Here is a 375-nt window from a genome sequence, read left to right as displayed (position 1 = left end):
TTAAATCTTGCTACCGTTCGGTTTGGAACAAGAATTTTTATTCCTTTCTCACCCTTCTTAACCGGAAATCCTTTTTCTTTCCAAAAAGAAAAGGAACCAACTGCACTGGCTCCCTGGAATTGACTCTGTATTAATGAAATATTAGATGATGAATAGTGATAAAACTTTGCCATAAACGTTAGATACTCTTTTAAATCTCCCGGTGTACGAAAATAACCTTCAACGCTTTTTTCCATCTTTTTTGTTAAAGCTTGCACCGCTTCTTTCTTTTCTTCTGGTGATTTCGTTTGATACTTTTTCTTATAACTTTTACTCATGATCTTCTCCTACTCTTTCACTTGCTTTTTGTAATTCCTCCATTTCCTCTTCATTCCA

The 375-nt window shown here is 34.7% G+C and carries 1 protein-coding gene; it reads right to left on the bottom strand.

Features of this window, described 5'->3' with window-relative positions:
• A partial coding sequence (locus tag CN409_RS30980) for an ArdC-like ssDNA-binding domain-containing protein (RefSeq protein ID WP_240518692.1) occupies nucleotides 1-317 on the bottom strand: 317 nt, incomplete at its 3' end.
• Nucleotides 318-375 lie beyond the last annotated feature (58 nt).

The organism is Bacillus sp. AFS012607, assembly GCF_002558005.1.
Lineage (GTDB): Bacteria > Bacillota > Bacilli > Bacillales > Bacillaceae_G > Bacillus_A > Bacillus_A thuringiensis_S.
Note: the sequence above shows the minus strand (reverse complement) of the source record. Positions and strands in the feature narration are given on the sequence as shown.